The organism is Afipia sp. Root123D2, assembly GCF_001425835.1.
Classification (GTDB): domain Bacteria; phylum Pseudomonadota; class Alphaproteobacteria; order Rhizobiales; family Xanthobacteraceae; genus Afipia.
On the sequence record NZ_LMDP01000003.1, the window covers coordinates 828,906 to 845,775 of the forward strand.

At 64.4% G+C, this 16,870-nt stretch carries 14 protein-coding genes, 1 tRNA gene and 1 pseudogene; 9 read left to right on the plus strand and 7 right to left on the minus strand.

Annotated elements, in window-relative coordinates:
* Positions 1-3 precede the first annotated feature (3 nt).
* The 6 genes from ASC80_RS19105 to tsaD form a co-directional block, all read right to left on the minus strand.
* Positions 4-519 carry a L,D-transpeptidase gene (locus ASC80_RS19105; protein ID WP_056300546.1) on the minus strand — a complete coding sequence of 172 codons (516 nt, stop codon included), beginning with the start codon at positions 517-519 and terminating at the stop codon, positions 4-6.
* Between the two features lie 174 nt (positions 520-693).
* The gene (gene acs, locus ASC80_RS19110; RefSeq protein WP_056300549.1) at positions 694-2,643 is read right to left on the minus strand and encodes an acetate--CoA ligase; all 1,950 of its coding nucleotides are present in this window, start codon (positions 2,641-2,643) and stop codon (positions 694-696) included.
* 125 nt (positions 2,644-2,768) lie between these two features.
* Positions 2,769-3,443, minus strand: a complete 675-nt coding sequence (locus ASC80_RS19115) for a class I SAM-dependent methyltransferase (RefSeq protein ID WP_056300552.1) — start codon at positions 3,441-3,443, stop codon at positions 2,769-2,771.
* Between the two features lie 34 nt (positions 3,444-3,477).
* Positions 3,478-3,891, minus strand: coding sequence for an EVE domain-containing protein (locus ASC80_RS19120; RefSeq protein ID WP_056300555.1), 414 nt, complete (start codon positions 3,889-3,891; stop codon positions 3,478-3,480).
* A gap of 19 nt (positions 3,892-3,910) precedes the next feature.
* On the minus strand, positions 3,911-4,891 hold the full coding sequence (locus ASC80_RS19125; protein WP_056300558.1) for an NAD(P)H-dependent glycerol-3-phosphate dehydrogenase: 981 nt from the start codon (positions 4,889-4,891) through the stop codon (positions 3,911-3,913).
* A gap of 4 nt (positions 4,892-4,895) precedes the next feature.
* Positions 4,896-6,041 carry a tRNA (adenosine(37)-N6)-threonylcarbamoyltransferase complex transferase subunit TsaD gene (gene tsaD, locus ASC80_RS19130; RefSeq protein ID WP_082512666.1) on the minus strand — a complete coding sequence of 382 codons (1,146 nt, stop codon included), beginning with the start codon at positions 6,039-6,041 and terminating at the stop codon, positions 4,896-4,898.
* Between the two features lie 133 nt (positions 6,042-6,174).
* Between tsaD and hemC the strand changes: the two genes are divergently transcribed.
* The 5 genes from hemC (at position 6,175) to ASC80_RS19155 (ending at position 11,063) form a co-directional block, all read left to right on the plus strand.
* Positions 6,175-7,116 (plus strand): hydroxymethylbilane synthase, encoded by a 942-nt coding sequence (gene hemC, locus ASC80_RS19135; RefSeq protein ID WP_283805054.1) that lies wholly within the window; start codon positions 6,175-6,177, stop codon positions 7,114-7,116.
* Between the two features lie 2 nt (positions 7,117-7,118).
* The gene (locus ASC80_RS19140) at positions 7,119-7,850 is read left to right on the plus strand and encodes a uroporphyrinogen-III synthase (protein ID WP_056300563.1); all 732 of its coding nucleotides are present in this window, start codon (positions 7,119-7,121) and stop codon (positions 7,848-7,850) included.
* A gap of 72 nt (positions 7,851-7,922) precedes the next feature.
* Positions 7,923-9,140: a COG4223 family protein gene (locus ASC80_RS19145; RefSeq protein WP_056300566.1), complete on the plus strand. Its 1,218-nt coding sequence runs from the start codon at positions 7,923-7,925 to the stop codon at positions 9,138-9,140.
* Between the two features lie 24 nt (positions 9,141-9,164).
* On the plus strand, positions 9,165-10,835 hold the full coding sequence (locus tag ASC80_RS19150) for a heme biosynthesis protein HemY (protein WP_056300568.1): 1,671 nt from the start codon (positions 9,165-9,167) through the stop codon (positions 10,833-10,835).
* 152 nt (positions 10,836-10,987) lie between these two features.
* A tRNA-Thr gene (locus ASC80_RS19155) sits at positions 10,988-11,063 on the plus strand.
* 79 nt (positions 11,064-11,142) lie between these two features.
* On the opposite strand, the pseudogene ASC80_RS19160 reads toward ASC80_RS19155, so the two are convergent.
* Positions 11,143-11,918 (minus strand): annotated as a pseudogene (locus tag ASC80_RS19160) (efflux RND transporter permease subunit); the annotation flags it as partial.
* A gap of 385 nt (positions 11,919-12,303) precedes the next feature.
* On the opposite strand from ASC80_RS19160, the gene ASC80_RS19165 reads away from it, so the two are divergent.
* From ASC80_RS19165 to ASC80_RS19180, 4 genes are all read left to right on the plus strand, one after another.
* Positions 12,304-13,680, plus strand: a complete 1,377-nt coding sequence (locus ASC80_RS19165) for a cytochrome P450 (RefSeq protein WP_056300575.1) — start codon at positions 12,304-12,306, stop codon at positions 13,678-13,680.
* 81 nt (positions 13,681-13,761) lie between these two features.
* Entirely contained in the window at positions 13,762-15,171 is a 1,410-nt protein-coding gene (locus tag ASC80_RS19170; RefSeq protein WP_056300582.1) for an adenylate/guanylate cyclase domain-containing protein, read from the plus strand.
* Positions 15,172-15,378: 207 nt separating this feature from the next.
* Entirely contained in the window at positions 15,379-15,858 is a 480-nt protein-coding gene (locus tag ASC80_RS19175) for a tellurite resistance TerB family protein (RefSeq protein WP_056300589.1), read from the plus strand.
* Positions 15,859-15,921: 63 nt separating this feature from the next.
* Positions 15,922-16,701, plus strand: a complete 780-nt coding sequence (locus ASC80_RS19180; protein ID WP_056300592.1) for an SDR family NAD(P)-dependent oxidoreductase — start codon at positions 15,922-15,924, stop codon at positions 16,699-16,701.
* The last annotated feature ends 169 nt before the right edge of the window (positions 16,702-16,870 follow it).

Below are 16,870 nucleotides of genomic sequence, written 5' to 3' on the forward strand. Positions count from 1 at the left end.
CAATCAGCGCGCAGTGACGATCACCGGCGTGCCGACGGAGACGCGCGCGAACAGGTCGATGATGTCTTCATTGTACATCCGGACGCAGCCGTAAGAGACGAACCCTCCGACCGATTTCGGGCGGTTGGTGCCGTGAATGGCGTATTCGCCGCCGGCGAGCGTCATCGCTGCGACGCCCATCGGATTCTCCGGCACGCCGCCGGGAATCACGTCGGGGATCGAGGGATTGTCGTGCTTCACGTCGGCCGGTGGCGACCATGCCGGGTTGCGATACTTGCCGTCGATCCGGGTGGCGCCGGCCCATTCCTTGCCGCGCTTGCCGACTCCGACCGGATAGCGCACCGCGTGGCTTTCATCGATAACGTAATAGAGGCGGCGTTCCTTGGTCTTGACCACGATGGTGCCCGGTGAATAGCCGACCGGCGTCGTGACCAGATCGGGCCGCGCCAATGCGGCTGTTCCCGACATCAATCCCAAACCGAGGGTGGCGGCCAACGCCACCGCAAACGTCCGCAACATCCTAAATCTCCACAGCGCCCGTCACCGGCGCGATCCGAATTCCGGCATCCAGATAAAATACGGCCGGCAAAGTAAATGCCCTGAAAACAACACTCGCCGCCAAAACGAAATTTGGCGGCGAGCGGTGCTGACAATCACGTGACCGGCGCATCGATCCGCGCCGTGGCCGGGCGCTTACGCGCCTTTCTTGTTCTGGCGGTTGTTGACCAGATCGTTCACCACCGCCGGATCGGCCAGCGTCGTGGTGTCGCCGAGGCTTCCCGGCTCATCCTCCGCGATCTTGCGCAGGATGCGGCGCATGATCTTGCCGGAACGGGTTTTGGGCAGGCCGGGCGCGAACTGGATCAGATCCGGCGAGGCGATCGGGCCGATGTCCTTGCGGACCCAGGCGACCAGTTCCTTGCGCAGGGCGTCGCTCGGCTCCTTGCCGGCCATCAGGGTGACATAGGCATAGATGCCCTGACCCTTGATGTCGTGCGGATAGCCGACCACGGCGGCTTCCGACACGCTGTCGTGAGCAACCAGCGAGCTTTCGACTTCGGCGGTGCCCATGCGGTGACCGGACACGTTGATGACATCGTCGACGCGGCCGGTGATCCAGTAGTAGCCATCGGCGTCACGGCGGCAGCCGTCGCCGGAGAAGTACTTGCCCTTGTAGGTCGAGAAGTAGGTCTGCTCGAATCGCTCGTGGTCGCCATAGACGGTGCGGATCTGACCCGGCCACGAACGCCCGATGCACAAATTGCCGCTGCATTCGCCGTCCAGCACCTTGCCCTCGGCATCGACGATCTCCGGCACGACGCCGAAGAACGGCAGTGTCGCCGAGCCAGGCTTCTGCGCGATCGCGCCTGGCAATGGCGAGATCATGATGCCGCCGGTCTCGGTCTGCCACCATGTATCGACGATCGGGCAGCGGTCGTCGCCAACGACGCGGTGGTACCACTCCCACGCTTCGGGATTGATCGGCTCGCCGACCGAGCCGAGCAGGCGCAGCGATTTGCGCGAGGTCTTCTTCACCGGCGCGTCGCCGGCCTGCATCAAGGCGCGGATCGCGGTCGGCGCGGTGTAGAAAATGTTGACCTTGTGCTTGTCGATGACGTTCCAGAACCGTGAATTGTCCGGATAGTTCGGCACGCCCTCGAACATCATCGTGGTCGCGCCGTTGCACAGCGGTCCATAGAGAATGTAGCTGTGGCCGGTGACCCAGCCGACGTCGGCGGTGCACCAGTAGATGTCGCCGTCGTGATAATCGAAGACATACTGGTGCGTCATCGAGACGAAGATCAGATAGCCGGCGGTGGAGTGCAGAACGCCCTTGGGTTTTCCGGTCGAGCCCGAGGTGTAGAGAATGAACAGCGGATCTTCCGCGTTCATCGGCTCGCAGGGGCAGTGAGAGTCCACCACGGCGGCGGCTTCGTGGTACCAGACGTCGCGGGTCGGATTCATGTCGACCTTGCCGCCAGTGCGCTTGACCACAACCACCCAGTCGACTTCGCCGCCGACCTTCTCGATCGCGGCATCGACATTAGCTTTCATCGGAATGGTGCGACCGCCGCGCAGGCCTTCATCGGAGGTGATGATGACGCGCGAGTTGCAGTCCTGAAGGCGGCCGGCGATGGAGTCGGGCGAGAAGCCGCCGAACACCACCGAATGGATCGCGCCGATGCGGGCGCACGCCAGAATGGCGTAAGCGGCTTCCGGAATCATCGGCAAATAGATGGTGACGCGGTCGCCCTTCTTGACGTTACGCAGCCGCAGGATGTTGGCCATCTTGCAGACTTCGTCGTGCAGCTCGCGATAGGTGATGTGGCGCGATTCCGACGGATCGTCGCCTTCCCAGATGATCGCGGTCTGGTCGCCGCGCGTGGCGAGGTGGCGGTCGATGCAGTTGTAGGAGGCGTTGAGCACGCCGTCCTCGAACCACTTGATCGAGACCTTGCCGGGCTCGAACGAGACGTTGTCGACCTTGGTGAACGGCTCGATCCAGTCGACCCGCTTGGCCTGCTCGCTCCAGAATCCCTTCGGATCGCTGATCGAGCGCGCATACATCTCGCGGTATTTGGTGCTGTCGATATAGGCCCGTTTAGCCCAATCCGCCGCTACATCGTACACCTTCTCGGACATCGTTTCCTCCACGTGCCGGCTGCGATTTGACGTGGTCGCATGCCGTCCTTGCCATTGACCCGACTATGCGCTTTTGCCCGAGGGGGCGACAAGCGCCAAAGGATAGGACTTTTGTCGCACCGCCGTTACCGGACAGCCAGACTCCACACCGAGGTATGCTTGATGTCAGCATCCTCGAGATCGCGCGTCACCGGGACGCCGTAGGTCGCCACGGCCACGAGCTTGTCTTTCGGCAAATAACTCCGGCCCGGATCGCCGATCAAGACCGAGGTCCCGCGCAGCGCCTGACGGGTCAGAAAATCGAACGCGCGTTGCGCGGTGTCGCGCTCGTAGAAAATGTCGCCAGCCAGAATAACGTCCCACTGTTCGTCTCCCGGCGATGCCAGCAGATCGCGCGCGACGATTGTGAGCGTAATGCCGTTATGTTGCGCATTCAGGTCTGCGGCAACGCGCGCAAACGGGTCGATATCCGCGACCGCGACAGAGGCCGCGCCGGCCTTCATCGCGGCGATGCCAACCAGACCGGAGCCGCTGGCGAGATCGAGCACGTGTTTGCCGCCAACCACATCGGGATGATCGAGGACGTAGCGTCCCAGCGCCTGACCGCCGGCCCAGGCGAACGCCCAGAATGGCGGCGGCAAGCCATCCCGGCCGATTTCCTCTTCGGTCTTGTGCCACAACGGCACGGCCTCGTCGGCAACGAAGATCGAGATGTCCGGAATCAGCGGTACCGGCCGCAAGCGCGTGTTGTCGCGGATGAACGCAGCCTTGTCGGCGATGTTGGGCAGGCTGATGTCCATCAGGGCTTTCGGCAGGGGCGATGACGCGCGTCCGTCAGATGCCGCCCATCTTGCAAACCATCTTCCATTCGTCGGGTTTCACGCTCTGCACCGACAGCCGCGAAAACTTAACAAGATCCATTTCCGCCAGCTTCTTGTCGGTCTTGATGGTCTCGAGCGAAACCGGCGTCTTCAGCGGCTTGTCGGCCTTGATGTCGACGCAGACGAACTTGCCGGTCTTGTCGGTCGGGTCGGGATAATGCTCGCGGATGATCTCGACGATGCCGACGATCTCCTTGCCTTCGTTGGAATGATAGTAGAAGGCGCGGTCGCCTTTCTTCATCTTCATCATGTTGAGCTTGGCGGTGTGGTTGCGCACGCCGGTCCACGCCTCGCCCTTGGCGCCCTTGGCGACCTGCTGATCCCACGACCATGTGGAGGGTTCTGATTTCACCAGCCAGTAATTCATCTGTCGTGTCCTGTTGTATTTATCCCTCGGCCTTGAACGGCCGAGTCATCAGCGCTTCGATCGCTTCATTGACGGTGAGTGCGCCGCCGAGAATCGCCGCGACGGCATTCGCCACCGGCATATCGATATCCTTCGCTTCGGCCAACTCGACCAGCACCGGCGCGGTGAACTGTCCCTCGGCGAGTTTGCCGGGCGATGGTAAGGCACCGCGCCCGAGCGCGATGCCGAGCGAAAAATTGCGCGACTGCGGACTCGAGCAGGTCAGCAGCAGATCTCCCAATCCCGACAGACCCGAGATGGTTTCAGCACGCGCGCCGAGGCCGCGCCCGAACCGCATCAGTTCGGCGAAGCCGCGTGTCGTCAGTGCCGCCAGCGCCGAGGCGCCGAGTTGTTTGCCGACCACGATTCCGGCCGCGATCGCCAGCACGTTCTTGGCCGCGCCGCCGATTTCGACGCCGCGCACGTCGGTGGTGTGATAGGGGCGAAACGTCGCGGAGCCGAGCGCGTGGACCAGCGACGCGGCCAGCGTTTCGTCGCGCGCGGCCAGGGTGACGGCCGTCGGCAGTCCGCGCGCCACGTCGCTGGCGAAACTCGGTCCCGACAGGATCGCCGGTTTCGCATCCGGAATCGTTGCGGCAACGATCTCGGTCATGAATTTGTGCGAGCCGTGTTCGATGCCCTTGGCGCAGACGATAACCGGCGTGCCCTTGGCGAGATGCGGCGCGAGATCGATCGCGGCAGAGCGCAGGTTCTGCGCCGGCACCACAAGCAGGATCGCATCGGCCTTCGCCGCGCCGGCGAGGTCGTCGGTCACGCCGACGTCGGCGTCGAGCTTGATCCCCGGCAGCCGAGGATTTTCGCGCGTGGTTCGGATGGTTGTCGCGATCGTGGCCTGACGCGCATAGAGCACGACATCGCGTCCGGCACGCGCGGTAGCATTGGCGAGCGCGGTGCCCCATGCGCCCGCGCCGATTACTGAAATATTCTGGTACGATGTCATCTGTTCAGTGCCGCGCGCGAGTGTTGGCGAATTTCGCCGGCGTCTGCGTGGTCTCGTCGAGTTTCCAGCGCGCACGCGGGGCGGCTTCCATCTTATCGACGAGACCGAGCGCGAGACGTTCCGCGCCGGCCCATGCGATCATCGCGCCGTTGTCGGTGCACAATGACGGCGGCGGAACGATCAGCGTGGTCTGCGCACGGGCGGCGATGTCCTGAAGCGCGCCGCGAATCGCGAGATTGGCGGCGACGCCACCGGCCGCCACCAGCGCACGGGGCGGGCCGAATTGCTCGTGAAACAGCCGCAGGCCGACCTTGATGCGATCGGCGGTGGATTCCAGCACGGCGGCCTGAAAGCTCGCGCACAGATCGCTGATGTCCTGCGGCTCCAGCGGGATCAGGCGGCTGGCCTCGTTGCGCACCGCGGTTTTCAATCCGGACAACGAGAAATTCGCATCGCGCCGCCCCAGCATCGGCCGCGGAAACGCGAATCGCGTGGCGTCGCCGGTCGCCGCCGCCCGTTCCACTTGCGGGCCGCCGGGATAGGGCAGGTCGAGCATTTTCGCGACCTTGTCGAAGGCTTCGCCCATCGCGTCGTCGACGGTGGTGCCGATCCGCACATAGTTGCCGACACCAAGCACGGCGACGATCTGGGTGTGACCGCCCGATGCCAGGAACAGGCAGTAGGGAAATGCGAGCGGCACGGTGAGGCGCGGCGTCAATGCATGAGCCTCGAGATGATTGACCGCGAGCAGCGGGGTGTTGTGGACCATCGCGATCGCTTTGGCGGTGGTCAGCCCGACGATGACCCCGCCGATCAGGCCCGGTCCGGCTGCAGCCGCGACGCCGTCGAGTTCCGCGAAACCGATTCCGGCCTCCGTCATGGCGTGTTCGATCAGCCCGTCGAGCAGATCGACATGGGCGCGAGCGGCGATTTCCGGCACAACGCCGCCGAACGGCGCATGCTCATCGATCTGCGACCGCACGATGTTGGACAGGATGCGTCCGCTGCCGTCCGGCTGCCGCTCGACCACGGCAGCGGCGGTTTCGTCGCAGGTGGTCTCGATGCCCAGAACCAGTGTGGGGGTGTCGCTGCCCAAGTTCAGCCCTTGCGTTTGCCGCCAAAGCGGCGTTTTCCTTGCCCGGCGTAGCATTGGCGCGCATTGAGCAAAAGTGGGTGTATTTTTACCAGAAAATGCGTCCAAACGACGGTCGAGCGGGTTTTGCTACTGAAGCGGCCCAAAAGCACAACGGAGCGAAGTCGGCAAAGTGAATATTGGCGCGCAAGTGTCCGGCACGGACGTTCTGGCAACGATCGGCACCCGCGGCAGTCCGCTGGCGATGGCGCAGGCCCATGAAGTCCGCGACCGGCTCGCCCGCGCCCACAATGTCGCCCCCGAGCGCTTTGCGATCCGCCCGATCCGCACCTCGGGCGACGCCATCCAGGATCGGGCGTTGCTCGATGCCGGCGGCAAGGGCCTCTTCACCAAGGAGCTAGAGGAAGCGCTGCTGGCCGGCAGCATCGATTTCGCCGTCCATTCGTCTAAGGATGTGCCGACATTCTTGCCGGACGCGACATGGCTGTCGTCGTTTCTGCCGCGCGAGGATGCGCGCGACGCTTTCATCAGCCACAAGGCCAAATCCTTGAGCGAATTGCCCGCCGGTGCGGTGGTCGGCACCGCGTCGCTGCGCCGTCAGGCGATGGTGTTGAGGCTGCGGCCCGATCTCAAGGTCAACGTCATTCGCGGCAACGTGCAGACGCGATTGCGCAAGCTCGCGCACGGAGAGGCCGACGCGACGCTGCTGGCACTGGCGGGGTTGAAGCGTGTCGGGCTTGAGAAAGAGGCGACACGGATTTTCGAGATCGACGAATTTTTGCCGGCGGTGGGGCAAGGCGCCATCGCTGTCGAATCGCGGCGCGACGACACGCGGATCAATGCGCTGGTAGCGGCGATCGGCGATGCCGATACCGAGGTGGCGCTCAATGCCGAGCGCAGTTTTCTCGCGTTGCTCGACGGGTCGTGCCGCACGCCGATCGGCGGTCATTGCCGTGTCGATGGCGACCGGATTCATTTTCGTGGCCTGATCATCTCACCCGACGGCAAGGACTTTTATGAAACCGCGCGCGAGGGGGCGCGAGCCGAGGCCGCCGAACTCGGCGCCGATGCCGCGCGTGAATTGCGCGACCGCGCCGGCGAAAAATTCTTCACGCTGTTCGGCGGGGTGTAGGCGTGGCTGTACTCGTCACGCGCCCCGCACCGGACAACACCGCAACCGCCTCAGCCTTGCGTGCCAGAGGGTATGACACCGTGCTGTCGCCGGTGTTGCGCTTCGAGGCGATCCCGTTTCACGACGATGAAGACGTGAGCTACGACGGCATTATCGTCACCAGTGCCAACGCCCTGCGCGCGGTTGCCGATCATGCGGCGATGAACCATCTGCGTAAGCTCACATTGTTCGCGGTCGGCGCAGCGTCGGCGGACGCCGCGCGCGAGGCCGGTTTCAAGAACGTTCTCAGCGCAAAGGGGGATGGTGCCTCGTTGCGCGATCTGGTGGTGAAGAAACTGAAGAAGGGGAGCACGCTGTGCTATCTCGCCGGTGCCGATCTGTCGCGCGATCTCGCCGGGGAACTCGGTGCACGCGGATTCACGATCATCACCCACACGACTTATCGGATGGTGCCGATCGCGCAATTGTCCGCCGACGTGGTCGCCGCTTTCAATGCCGAGAGGATCGACGCCGTGTTGCATTTTTCCCGGCGCAGCGCGCGCGCGTTCTTTGAGGCTGCGCGCGCCTCCGGCGTCGAAATCTCGGCGCTGGCGTTGCCGCATTGCTGCATCTCGGAAGCCGTCGCCGCCGTGGCACACGAAGCCGGCGCCGCGCAGGTGGCGGTAGCGCGCACACTGGATGAAGCGGCGGTGCTCGACGCGCTGGAGCGGATCGTGAAGCCATCTTCACGGTGAAGTGTTCCGGTCGAATCTGCTACAGTCGTTGACGTCAAAGGTGTATCTGCCAGTTCGGGACAGGAGTTGGCCATGGACGACAACAAGCCCGGTGCCGATACTGGCGAGACGGCGGCCGATTCCGGCCCGCTGCCGCCGGGGGGACGCCGCAAGCGCCCGGCCCCGACGATCGACCTCGAGGCCTCCGAAGTTTCCGACGTCTCCGATGCGTCGCATACGGCTGGGAATCCCGATGCGGAACAGGCGCAGGATGCTGCCGCCGATCCCGATGCCGGGAACAAGCCGTCGCGGTCGTGGGCCGTGCCGATCGGCGTTTCCGCGCTGGCGGGTGCGCTGGCCACGGCGCTGATTTTTGCCGTCGCGCTGTGGGCGGAGTGGCCGTTCGTGTCGAATGATGGCGGCGTCGCGGAGCGCAAGGAGGCGGCGATTCTCGCAACGCTCAATGCCCGCGTCGCCAGGATCGAGTCGAAGGCGTCAGAACCTGCCGCGCCGCAAGCCGCCGTGACGGATCCGGCGCTTGCCGACAAACTGACATCGGTCGAAACCGCGCTGGCGTCTTTGCGTGACGATGTGACGGCGTTGCGCGCGCAGGCTGACAAGGCGTCCGCCGATGTCAGCGCGGTCAAATCAGCACCGGCTGAATCCGCGCCGGTCGCGGATTTCTCCGCGATCGAAGAACGCCTCGGCAAGATCGAACGTGCAACAGCAGCGCTCGCTGCTGCGCCGCCGCCTTCTCCGCCCGCCGCACCCGCACCGGACCCGAGGCTGCAGCAGGTCGCTGCTGCTTCATCGCTCGATCAAGCGGTGCGCAATGGGGCGCCATTTGCAACACAGCTCGCGGCAGCGGCGAAACTTGCCGGCGGTACTGATGCCCTCAAGCCGCTTGCGCCTTTTGCCGCCAGCGGCATCCCGGCCGCGGGTGCGCTGAGCCGCGAATTGCTGACACTGCTGCCGCAGCTGGAGCCGAAGCAGGTGGATGCACCGGCGTCCGGCGGAATTCTCGACCGGCTGCAGCAAAGCGCCATGAAGCTTGTGCGCGTCCGGCGCGTCGATGCTCCGGGTTCCGATGTGTCCGCCGTGATCGCGCGCGCCAAGGCGGCGGCGCAGCGCGACGATGTCGCCGCGGCGAGCCGCGAATTGTCGGCGCTGCCGGCCGCGGATCGTGCGGCGGTCCAGTCGTGGCTCGACAAGGTCGCAGCGCGGGACGCAGCGCTTGCGGCTTCACAAAAATTCGTGGCGGATACCATGGCAGTGCTGCCGGGTTCTCCGGTTTTGGCAACGCCGCGTTAGCACGGCTGGTGGCAGGTTATTGTAATGGTCCGCATCATTGCCTTTCTCGTTGTCATTGCCGCCGTTGCCGTTGGCGTGGCATGGGTCGCCGATCAGACCGGCAGCGTGTCGCTGTCGTGGAGTATCTGGCAGATCGAGACGTCGCTGCCGGTGTTTATCTTCGGTCTGGCCGCGTTGTTCATCGTCGCGATGGCGATATGGTCGGCGGTTCGCGGCGCGTGGCGCACGCCGGAACGGCTTCGGCGAATGCGGCATGAGCGCCGCCACAAGCGCGGCCGCGATGCCGTCACGCGCGGCCTGATCGCGGTCGGCACCGGCGATCATCTCGCCGCGCGCCGTCATGCCGGCATTGCCAAACGTCTGGCTCATCAGGATCCACTGGCGCTTTTGCTGCACGCGCAGACCGCGCAACTCGACGGCGATCGCGACGGCGCGCAGCGCGCGTTTCGCGCGATGGCCGAGCGCGAGGACACGCGGCTGCTCGGCCTGCGCGGGCTGTTCATCGAGGCGCAGCGCAATGACGATCCTTACACCGCGGTGGCGATGGCCGAGGAAGCGCTGAAGATCGCGCCGGGTTCGGCATGGGCGTCGCACGCCGCGCTGGGCTTTCGCTGCGCCAAGGGCGACTGGGACGGCGCGCTGAAAATTCTCGAGAACAATCTCGCCGCCGGTCTGATCGATCCCGCGCCCTACAAGCGGCAGCGCGGCGTGCTGCTGACCGCGCGCGCTCTCGAACTCGAGCACAAGAACCGCGATGCCTCGCGCGGCAGCGCGATGGAGGCAGTCAAGCTGGCGCCGACGCTGGTGCCCGCTGCGGTGCTGGCCGCCAAGTTTCTCAGCGAGGACAATCAGACCCGCCGCGCGATGCGTGTGATCGAGGCGGCGTGGGCCGTTCATCCGCATCCGGACCTTGCGGACGCCTATGCCCACGTCAGGCTCGGCGATTCAGCGTTGGAGCGTCTCGCGCGGGTTGAATCGCTGGCGCAGAAAATGCCCGGCCATCCGGAGAGCGCGCTCGCATTGGCACGCGCGGCGATGGATGCCGGCGAATTCGCGCGCGCACGCACCGCGCTGGCGCCGCTGCTCGATGCGCCGACCCAGCGCGTGGCGATGCTGATGGCCGAACTGGAACGCGCGGAGCATGGCGACGACGGCCGCGCGCGAAGCTGGATGCTGCGCGCGGCGCGCGCCGCGCATGATCCGGTCTGGACCGCCGACGGCTATGTGTCCGATCACTGGCGGCCGGTGTCGCCGGTCACCGGGCGGCTCGACGCGTTCCAATGGATCACGCCGGTCGCGGCGCTGCCCTCCGACAAGAGCCTCGCCATCGAACCGGCCGGGGACGAATTGGTGGCGGCGATACCGGAGACTGTGCCGTCATCGCCGGAACCCGCGCCGCTGCCGGCGCCGCAGGATAATTCCCCGGCCGCTCCGGTTGTGCCGGAAAGCGCGGTCGTGACCGACGAACCGGCCGTGACGGCGCCAGCGCCATCGGTTCGGGCTCCGGCGATGCCGCCGCCGATGTTCCGGCCGCGACCGGCGCAGGAGAAAAGCGCGGCTCCGGCGGTTATTCCCATCGTGCGGGCGCCGGACGATCCCGGCGTCGACGAGATGACCGAACTGCTCGATCCTGAACGGCCGGACCAGGCCCAGCCCGGCGGCTGGCGCGGATTCTGGTCGCGTCTGGTCGGGTAGGGGCCCGCGACCGGAACAACGCCGCCGAAACCGCGTGCGGGCCGGGGAAAGCGGCTGAAAACAACACGTTGCCGCCATTGCAGCCGATGTTCTTGCAAAGCCGCGCTGTGGCCGATATTCAGGTGCGCACGGCTCACGACTTGCCGGGGTTCGCCGCAATAGCTCAGTTGGTAGAGCACGTCATTCGTAATGACGGGGTCACAGGTTCGAGTCCTGTTTGCGGCACCACTTTTCTCACCATGGTTACGAAGCCAGACCGTGTATGCCGCAAGCGCGGAGACGCGAATCCCGGGCCTTTCGAATTTCCCTACGCGGTGATCGATTTCGCCGGTTTCTTCCTGCTCGCGCGCCATTCCTCGAAACGCTGGACGACGACAAAGAACGACGGCACTAGCAACACCGCAAGGCAGGTCGAAGCGATCATGCCGCTGAACACCGCAATGCCGATCGACTTGCGGGCGCTGGCTCCCGCACCGGTTGCCAGCACCAGCGGCAGGACGCCGAGAATGAATGCGAACGACGTCATGAGGATGGGGCGGAATCGGGACCGTGCCGCCTCAACGGCGGATTCGAGGATCGGCTTGAGGTCGCGTTCACGCAGTTCGCGCGCAACCCCGACGATCAGAATCGCATTCTTGGCGGACAGTGCGATCGGCAGGATCAAACCGATCTGGACATAAAGGTTGTTCTCGATCCGAAGGCCCGTCAGCACCGACATCGGACCGATCAGCGACAACGGAACGGCGAGAATGACGGAGATCGGCGCGTACCAGCTCTCGTATTGCCCAGCCAGGACGAGATAGACCAGCAGCATCGCCAGCGCGAAGACATAGTAAATCTGCCGACGATCTTTCCCTGATAGGACATCGCCGTCCATTCGTACGCAGTGCCGGGCGGAAGTGTTTTGGAGGCGATCTGTTCCATGATCGAGATCGATTGGCCGGAACTGAAGCCTTGCGCCGGCAGGCCGACGACCGTCGCTGAGGGATAGAGATTGTAAAGGCTGATCAGCGACGGGCCGGTCGCGGGCGTGATCTTCGCAACAGTGCCGAGCGGGATCATGTCGCCCTGCTGGTGGCGCAGGTATCCGAACAGCAAGACGGCCGGTTGGAAATGTGCGAGCCGGCGGACACGATCAGGGTGCCAACGATAATTCTTTCGACATAACCAAAAAGACCTTGCACGGACTTCTCAACGTGCGCGGCATAAAATGTATTCCATCTGGTTTTGTAAGTGTTCATTTCCGCTTCCCCTCAGGTCTGGCAAAGCTGCTAATCGCAACTGTACGAATTCGCCTGCGGCTTGAAAATCGACCGATTGAGGCATCGACGGTCCCAGCGGTCGGCGCCGCCGGACATGCGAGCACCCGGCCCCAATTGCAGTCGATCCGCCGCACCGGCCTCGGTTGACCGTCCGGGCCGCGCATCATAGCTATTCGTATGGGGCGTTTGGCACAGCGAGGCCACCGGTGAGCGTTGCCGAGATATTCGACTTTCCCGCAAAGCGCGGGTTGCTGGTGCCGCCGCGTCCGCCGGTTGCACCGCAATCGATGTCGACCTTCAGCCGCATGATGGCGGTGCGCCACAATATGATCGCCACCTGGGGTGAGCGCGCCTACGAGGAAGACATCCTGCAGGGCGCCCTGCTTGGCCGCGCCAGCTTCATCGTCAATGCCCCCGATGCGATCCGCCATGTGCTGGTCGAGAACTACGAGAATTACACCCGAACGCCGGCAGGCATCCGCGTGCTGCTGCCGATGCTTGGGCAGGGGCTCCTGCTGGCGGAAGGCCGGGCATGGAAGCTGCAGCGCCGCACGCTGGCGCCGGCATTTTCGCCGCGCGCGGTGACGACGCTGGTTCCGCACATGCATGCCGCGATCGGAGAGACGATCGCGAAACTCGACGGTTCGGTTGGCGGCCCGGTCGACCTGCGCGAAGCGATGCAGCGGATGGCGCTGGATATCGCCGGCCGCACCATGTTCTCGTTCGAGATCGCCCGCCACGGCGCGGCGTTGCGCGGCTTCGTCAATGACTACGGCAGCCGGCTGGCGCAGCCGGATATTCTCGACATCCTGCTGCCCGGAAGCTGGCCGTCCCCGCGCGATCTGCCGCGTGCGCTGTTCCGGCGGCGCTGGACCCGCTTCATCGCATCGTTGATCGCCGAGCGTCGGGCAATGGGAGTGGATGCGGCTCACCCGCGCGACCTGTTCGACCTGATGGTGGCGGCGCGCGACCCCGAAACCGGGGAGGGATTCTCGGATGAGAATCTCGGCGATCAGGTCGCGACGATGATTCTCGCCGGCCACGAGACGACGGCGACGGCGCTGTTCTGGTCGCTGTACCTGTTGGCGCTGGATTCCGAGACGCAGGAGCGCGTTGCCGCGGAAGCGCATGCTGCCGGCGAACCCGATCTCGAACGCCTGACATTCACGCGCGCGGTGATTGACGAAACCATGCGGCTCTATCCGCCGGCCTTCATCATCGCCCGCGCCGCCTCGGGTCGCGATATCATCGACGGTCGCACCGTGCGCAAGGGCGACGTCGTTATCATTTCGCCGTGGCTGCTTCATCGTCACCAGAAACTGTGGCGCGAGCCCGATGTGTTCATCCCGGCGCGCTTCATGCCCGGTGCGCCGCCGCCGGACCGTTTTTCCTATCTGCCGTTCGGCGTGGGGCCGCGCGTATGCATCGGTGCGAATTTCGCGTTGACCGAGGCGACACTGGCGTTGTCGAAACTGATAGGCACGTTCCGGGTCTCGTTGATCAGCACGCGGCCGGCGATGCCGATCGGCGTTGTCACCACACAGCCGGACCACTCGCCGCAATTCCGGATCGAGCGCCGCTGAGCAAGATTTCGTGACGCGGGTGTGTTGCCGTCCGAATGTATTCGGTTGGACCGTTCTCGCGTTCCGGCGTAAAATCTCAATATGAGCAATGCACAAGCCCTGTTTTCCGTTCTGAGACAAACGGCTGATCCCGCAGTGGTTCAGGCGATCGAACGGCTGGTTGATACCGGCGCCGACCATGAGCTCAACCGGATTAATCTGATCGACTTCTCCTCTCGCCGTGGGCTCGACGAGGAGCGTGTGATCTCGGCATTCCTCCATGCGTCGCGGCTCGGGATTTTCGATCTGACGTGGAACGTGCTGTGCCCTGGCTGCAGCGGTGTACTCGACGCCCACGACACACTGAAAGCGCTCAGCCCCGACGATTATCAGTGTGGCCTGTGCGCGGCGGGTTATCAGGCCTCGGTAGACGAGCAGGTTGAAGTCGCCTTCACCGTCAGTCCGCGCGTGCGCCGGATCGCGGCGCACGATCCCAATACACTGCCGCTGTGGGATTACTGCCGCCAGATCTTCTGGAGCTCGGGCATCGAGATTTCCGAGGATTCGTTTTCGCGTCTCGTCAATGAAGCGACGCTGGAGGCCATCGAATTGCCGCCCGGCGAGAAGGCGATGCTGTCGCTGCAATTGCCGGCGCAGTTTGTCATCGTGTTCGAGCCGGTGACCCATGCAGCGCAATTTCTCGACGTGCAGGGTGAGCCGACCAGCGAGAAGCAGAATCTGTCGCTGGTCTACAATGGCATTCACGCGCCGACCGGAACCACGGTGATGCGTCCGGGGCCGTTGCGGCTGTCGCTGGAGAATCAGGCCAAGGTGCGGGTGCTGCCGTCGGTCTGGATCGCCGGCGATGCGCTCCACGACCTGCTCGGCAAACGCAAGCCGATCGTCACCGCGAAGCGGATGCTGGCCAACCAGACGTTCCGCGACGTCTACAAGGCCGACAACCTCAATGTCGACCAGCGGCTGAAGATCACCTCGCTCACCTTCCTGTTCACCGACCTCAAGGGATCGACCGCGCTCTACGAGCGGGTGGGCGATCTAGCGGCGTTCGATCTGGTGCGGGCGCATTTTCGTGCGCTGCTCGAGATCATCGCGTCGGAGGGTGGGGCGGTGGTGAAGACCATCGGTGATGCCGTGATGGCGACTTTCGTGCGGCCGGAACAGGCGGTCGCTGCATCGTTGCGGATGCGCGCGGCCATGGACACGCTCAATGACGAGCGCGGCACCAAGGATCTGCTGGTGAAGATCGGGATTCATGAAGGCGCTTGTCTCGCCGTCATGCTCAACGATCGGCAGGATTACTTCGGCCAGACCGTCAACATCGCCGCCCGCGTTCAGGGACAGGCGACCTCGCAGGCCATCAACGCCACCGGCTCGGTCATCAACGAGCCGGCGGTCGCGGCGATCCTGGGCAAAGCGGGGCTGACGCCGAGCGAGAAAAGCGTGGCGCTGCGCGGCATCACCGACAAGGTTGTGATCTACGAAATTCCCTGACGGTTGCGAAACGGGCTCCGGATCAGGCGGCAGCTGATGCCGGCCTGCCACAGCGGACTCAAAAAATCCGCGCGAACTCTCCCCGGCGGAACCCATCCAGATTGCCAGACTTTAATTTTCCGGTCATAGGTCCCGCCCTGAATTCGTACTAGATGCCTATTGGTACCAAGTGCGTTGGGCGCCACCGTTGTTCGAATGTAGAGATTGATGCTGGACAGATTGCGCCAATTCATTTCGGACGTTGTTTCCCCAACCGGAACCGAACGTCGCGCCTTTGAAGAGGGCGATTACCGGCTTGCGGCCGCCGCCCTGCTGATTCACGTGATCTCGCTGGACGGCCCGCCGTCAGAGGCCGAAATGCGGAAGCTCCATGCGCTGCTGGAGTACCGGTTCGAGCTTGATCCCGGCACAGCCGCCGCCCTGATCGCCGATGCCACCGTGGTGGAAGGCGAGGCTGTTGACCTTTTCCACTTCACCAGCGTGATCATGCGGTCCGTTGCCGAAGACGGGCGGCTGCGAATTATCGAAATGATGTGGGAATTGGTCTATGCTGACGGCCATGTCAGCGAGTTTGAGGAAAATGTGGTCTGGCGTGCGGCGGATCTGCTCGGCATTTCGTCGCGCGAACGGCTCAATCTCAAGCATCGCGTCGCCGATAGCCGGCTCACCCCCGACGCTGCGACCTGAGATATTCAGACACGACCGTTCTTTCTGTTTTCTGAAACCCTTCGACCGCACTGAAGAGCCTCGATGACCGCTCGCGTGACGTTGATTACTGGGGCATCCTCGGGCATCGGCGCGGAGCTGGCACGAATCTTCGCCGCTAACGGACACCGGGTGGCGCTGGTGGCGCGGCGCGGGGATCGCCTCAAGGGTCTGGCCGACCAACTCGCCGCCGCCGGACATTCGCCGCCCATCGTCATCGCCTGTGACCTGCAGCAGCGGGACGCGGGCGATACCATCGCCGCGGCTCTCGCCGCCGAAGGCGTCGAGGTCGAAATACTGGTCAACAATGCGGGGTTCGGCCTGTTCGGCAAGGCCATCGCTCTCGACCGCACTCAGCAACTGGAGATGGCGGATCTGAACGTTCGTCTGCTCACCGATCTGTGCCTGCGCTTTGCCGATCAGGTGATCCGCCACCGCGGAGGCATCCTCAACGTGGCGTCGATCGCGTCGTTCCTGCCGGGGCCGGGCATGGCGGTTTATTATGCGACCAAGGCTTACGTGCTGTCGCTCACCGAGGCGCTGCGCGGCGAATGGGGGCCGAGCGGCGTCCGCGTCACCGCGCTCTGCCCTGGTCCGGTGCCGACCGAATTCCAGCAGCGGGCCGGCCTTGAGCCCGGCCTCGATTCAGCGATCCTGAACGTGTCGCCGCGCGCGGCGGCGATGGCGGGTTATCGCGGCCTGAAAGCCAACAAGCGTCTCGTGCTTCCCGGCGTCGGAATCAGGATGATTCCCTTTCTGCTGCGGTTCGCGCCGCGCGGAATGGTGCTGGCGGCGGTGTCGCGGGTGCAGCAGCGACGGCGTTGAAAATATCGTGATGGCGGAGTGCCGGTCCGATTCTGGTAACCTTCCGCGCCTATCATTCCCGTAGCGTGAATCAGATGTGCGCGTCGGATGACGGGATGGATCGCACGCGCCGGCGCATGATTAGCTTGCCGAGGGCCTCATATCGTTGAATGATGAGGCGCGCACGAGT